Source organism: Halomonas sp. 707D4 (assembly GCF_024158685.1).
Classification (GTDB): domain Bacteria; phylum Pseudomonadota; class Gammaproteobacteria; order Pseudomonadales; family Halomonadaceae; genus Vreelandella.
The window spans coordinates 1-3568 of the sequence record NZ_JAMZBD010000333.1 but is presented as its reverse complement, the minus strand read 5'-3'; the positions used below and the strand labels follow the sequence as shown (position 1 = coordinate 3568).

5 protein-coding genes are annotated in these 3568 nt (G+C 65.3%); 1 reads left to right on the top strand and 4 read right to left on the bottom strand.

Translation table 11 applies throughout. From position 1 onward, the window contains the following. A partial coding sequence (locus BIS11_RS13140) for an aldehyde dehydrogenase family protein (protein WP_253586227.1) occupies nt 1-105 on the top strand: 105 nt, incomplete at its 5' end. An 84-nt stretch (nt 106-189) separates the two neighbouring features. Here the strand turns inward: BIS11_RS13140 and purH are convergent. From purH to BIS11_RS13120, 4 genes are all read right to left on the bottom strand, one after another. Next, entirely contained in the window at nt 190-1770 is a 1581-nt protein-coding gene (gene purH / locus BIS11_RS13135) for a bifunctional phosphoribosylaminoimidazolecarboxamide formyltransferase/IMP cyclohydrolase (protein WP_253419692.1), read from the bottom strand. A gap of 44 nt (nt 1771-1814) precedes the next feature. Continuing rightward, on the bottom strand, nt 1815-2105 hold the full coding sequence (gene fis / locus BIS11_RS13130; RefSeq protein WP_253419749.1) for a DNA-binding transcriptional regulator Fis: 291 nt from the start codon (nt 2103-2105) through the stop codon (nt 1815-1817). A 14-nt stretch (nt 2106-2119) separates the two neighbouring features. After that, the gene (gene dusB, locus BIS11_RS13125; protein WP_253419695.1) at nt 2120-3160 is read right to left on the bottom strand and encodes a tRNA dihydrouridine synthase DusB; all 1041 of its coding nucleotides are present in this window, start codon (nt 3158-3160) and stop codon (nt 2120-2122) included. Between the two features lie 86 nt (nt 3161-3246). Continuing rightward, on the bottom strand, nt 3247-3568 hold a 322-nt coding region (locus BIS11_RS13120; RefSeq protein ID WP_253586226.1), incomplete at its 5' end, for a 50S ribosomal protein L11 methyltransferase.

Genomic DNA, 3568 nt, shown 5'->3' with positions numbered 1-3568 from the left:
CCCTTCGGCGGGGTGAAGGCCTCGGGGCTTGGCCGCGAGGGCGGCCATCAGGGCATCGAGGAATACCTGGAGACCAAGTACCTGTGCCTCGACCTGGGCAGTTGATCGCCCTTCGACATTGAAACGAGAAAGGCCCAGGCATCTGCCTGGGCCTTTCTCTTGCGTGCGCTTTACCCGCGGGCTACGCCGTCAGTGGCGGAAGTGGCGCATGCCGGTGAACACCATGGCGATGCCGGCCTCGTCGGCGGCGTCGATCACTTCCTGATCGCGCATGGAGCCGCCGGGCTGGATGACCGCGGTGATGCCCGCTTTCGCCGCCGCGTCGATGCCGTCGCGGAAGGGGAAGAAGGCGTCGGACGCCATGACGGACCCGGGCACCGTCAGGCCTTCGTCCTCGGCCTTGATGCCGGCGATCCGGGCGGAGTAGACGCGGCTCATTTGCCCCGCGCCCACGCCGATGGTCTGGCCGGCCTTGGCGTAGACGATGGCGTTGGACTTGACGAACTTCGCCACCTTCCAGGCGAACAGCAGATCATTGAGCTCCTGTTCGCTCGGCGCGCGCTTGCTCACCACGGTGAGAGCGTCTCGCGTCACCATGCCCTGGTCCTGCTCCTGGACCAGCAGACCGCCGTTGACGCGCTTGAAGTCAAGGGCTGCTGCGTTGGCCGTACCGGAAAGCGCCGGTGTTTCCAGCAGTCGCACGTTCTTCTTCTCGGCCACGATGGCGGCGGCTGCATCATCGATGCCCGGGGCGATGATCACTTCGACGAACTGGCGATCAACGATGGCGCGCGCGGTGTCGGCGTCGAGCGCCACGTTGAAGGCAATGATGCCGCCGAAGGCGCTGGTCGGGTCGGTGGCGAAGGCCTTGTCGTAGGCCTCAAGGGCCGTTTCACCCACCGCCACGCCGCAGGGGTTGGCGTGCTTGACGATCACGCAGGCGGTCTCGGTGAATGCCTTGACGGTCTCGAAAGCCGCATCGGTATCAGCGACGTTGTTGAACGAGAGCGGCTTGCCCTGGCGAATCACCGCCGTGGCGACACTTGCATCAAAAGCGTCGGGCTCGACGTAGAAGGCCGCCTGCTGGTGCGGGTTCTCGCCGTAGCGCATGTCCTGCTTCTTCTCGAGCTGCAGGTTGAAGGTACGCGCAAAGCGGGCATTGCTGTCGCTGACCTTGCGACCCAGGTAGTTGGCGATGGCACCGTCATAAGCGGCGGTATGCTCGAAAGCCTTCACGGCGAGATCGAAGCGCGTGGCCTGGCTTACCGCGCCATCCTGAGACGCCATCTCGCCCAGCACCCGGGCGTAGTCGGCGGTATTGACGACGATGGTGGTGTAGGCGTGGTTCTTGGCGCAGGCGCGCACCATGGTCGGGCCGCCGATGTCGATGTTCTCGATGGCGTCCGCAAGGGTGCAGTCATCCTTGGCGACGGTCGCCTCGAAGGGGTAGAGGTTCACCACCACCATGTCGATCGGCGTGATGTCGTTCTCGGCCATCACCGCGTCGTCCTGGCCGCGCCGGGCGAGGATGCCGCCGTGAATCTTGGGATGCAGGGTCTTGACGCGACCGTCCATGATCTCCGGAAAGCCCGTGTGCTCGGAGACTTCCTGCACCTCGATGGCGTTCTCCTTCAAAAGCCGGAAGGTGCCGCCGGTGGAGAGCAGCTCGACGCCCTGCTCGCGAAGGCCTTTGGCGAAGTCGACGATGCCGGTCTTGTCGGAGACGCTCAGCAGCGCGCGGCGAACGGGGGTATGGGGGGTGTCAGACATAAAGTGCTCGTGAAACTCAAGGGGTGAAAACGACGACGCCCCACTCAAGGGGCGTCACTGATAAGTCCATACTGCTTCAATTTCTTGCGCAGGGTGCCGCGGTTCAGGCCCAGCACGTCCGCGGCCCGGGTCTGGTTGCCGTCGGTGTGATCCATGACGCAGGCCAGAAGCGGCGCCTCCACTTCGGCCATCACCATGGCGTACAGGTCGCTGGCCTGACTGCCATCGAGATGCTCGAAGTAGCGGCGCATCGCGGCTTCGACGGCTTCTCGAAGCGGCTGGGGCGGCTCGTGGGCGGACGAGGAGGCCGCGTCGAGCACCGGGGCGCTTTCCATCGTAAAACGTTCGTTCATGCGGCATGGCTTCCTTTGTCTAGCAGTCGCGCAGCGGCGTCAGGCGTCATCGCGTCGTCGATCCATTCAAGCTGTGCCTGGGGCGTGCTCAACGCATTGAATTGTTGTTTTAATGCCTTGCGGCCGGGGGGCGCGAAGCGCGCATCCTCGTCGAGATACCAGCCCAGGTGCTTGCGCGCGATGCGCACGCCCATCACCTCGCCATAGAAAGCGTGAAGGGCTCGCAGATGCTCCTCGAGAACCCGGTGGCGCGTCTCGAGCGACGGCGGCGCGAGATGCTCGCCGTGGGCCAGGTAGTGGGTGATCTGCTCGAAGATCCAGGGATTGCCCTGGGCGCCGCGGCCCACCATCAGCGCATCGGCGCCGGTATGACGCAGCACGAAGGCGGCCTTTTCCGGCGACGTGATGTCGCCATTGGCGATCACCGGAATCGACAGGCGCGACTTGACCTCGGCGATGGTGTCGTACTCGGCACATCCAGTATAGCGCTGTTCGCGGTGTCTACCATGGATTGCCAGCGCCTGGATGCCGGCGTCTTCGGCCAGTCGCGCCACGTTCAAGGCGTTATTTGAGCTTGCACACCAGCCGGTGCGAATCTTGAGCGTCACGGGGATGTCGACGGCACCGACCACGGCCTCGAGAATCTCTGCCACCAGCGCCTCGTCGCGCATCAACGCCGAGCCTGCGGCCTTGTTGCACACCTTCTTGGCGGGGCAGCCCATGTTGATGTCGATCACCTGGGCGCCGAGCTCGGCATTGAGTCGGGCGGCGGTGGCCAGCATCTCGGCGTCGCCGCCGGCGATCTGCACCACCCGCGGCGAGGGCTCGCCGGCATGATCCATGCGCAGCCGGGACTTGCGGGTATGCCACAGCGACGGGTCCGAGGTGACCATTTCGCCCACCACCCAGCCCGCGCCCAGCCGCCGGCAGAGCCGCCGAAAGGGACGGTCGGTGACGCCGGCCATCGGCGCCAGCATCACCGGGCTCTGGAGTCGATAAGGCCCGATGGTCGCAAGCTCAAGGGTCGATAATGTCATGGCAGATCAAGTGTCGAACGGGGGTGGGGTCGCAAGGGGGCGTATGATACGCCTACTTGCAAGTAGGGTGAAGCCCGATGACCGGATTAACCCGGACGCCGTGCGGTCAGCCGTACCCAGCCTTCGCGCAGCACCGGCTCGTCGACGACCAGGCCCTGGGCTTCGTAGGCCTTCGTCACCTCGTCGGCCTGGTTGGCCAGAATGCCCGACAGCGCAATGAGGCCCTTCGGTGCCACGTAACCGGCGATGGTGGGCGCGAGCTCGACCAGAGGGCCTGCCAGGATGTTGGCGGTGACCACCCTGTAGCCATTGCCGGGTGAGAGCTGCTCCGGGTAGTAGAGCGCTAGCCGGTCGGCGGCGATCTGGTTGCGCTCGGCGTTGTCGCGACTCGCCTGCAGCGCCTGCGGG

Bases quoted from the DNA above. Each gene is read 5' to 3' on its own strand.
- fis (WP_253419749.1), bottom strand. From the start codon at position 2,105: ATGGAAAGCGCCCCGGTGCTCGACGCGGCCTCCTCGTCCGCCCACGAG.
- dusB (WP_253419695.1), bottom strand. From the start codon at position 3,160: ATGACATTATCGACCCTTGAGCTTGCGACCATCGGGCCTTATCGACTC.
- purH (WP_253419692.1), bottom strand. From the start codon at position 1,770: ATGTCTGACACCCCCCATACCCCCGTTCGCCGCGCGCTGCTGAGCGTC.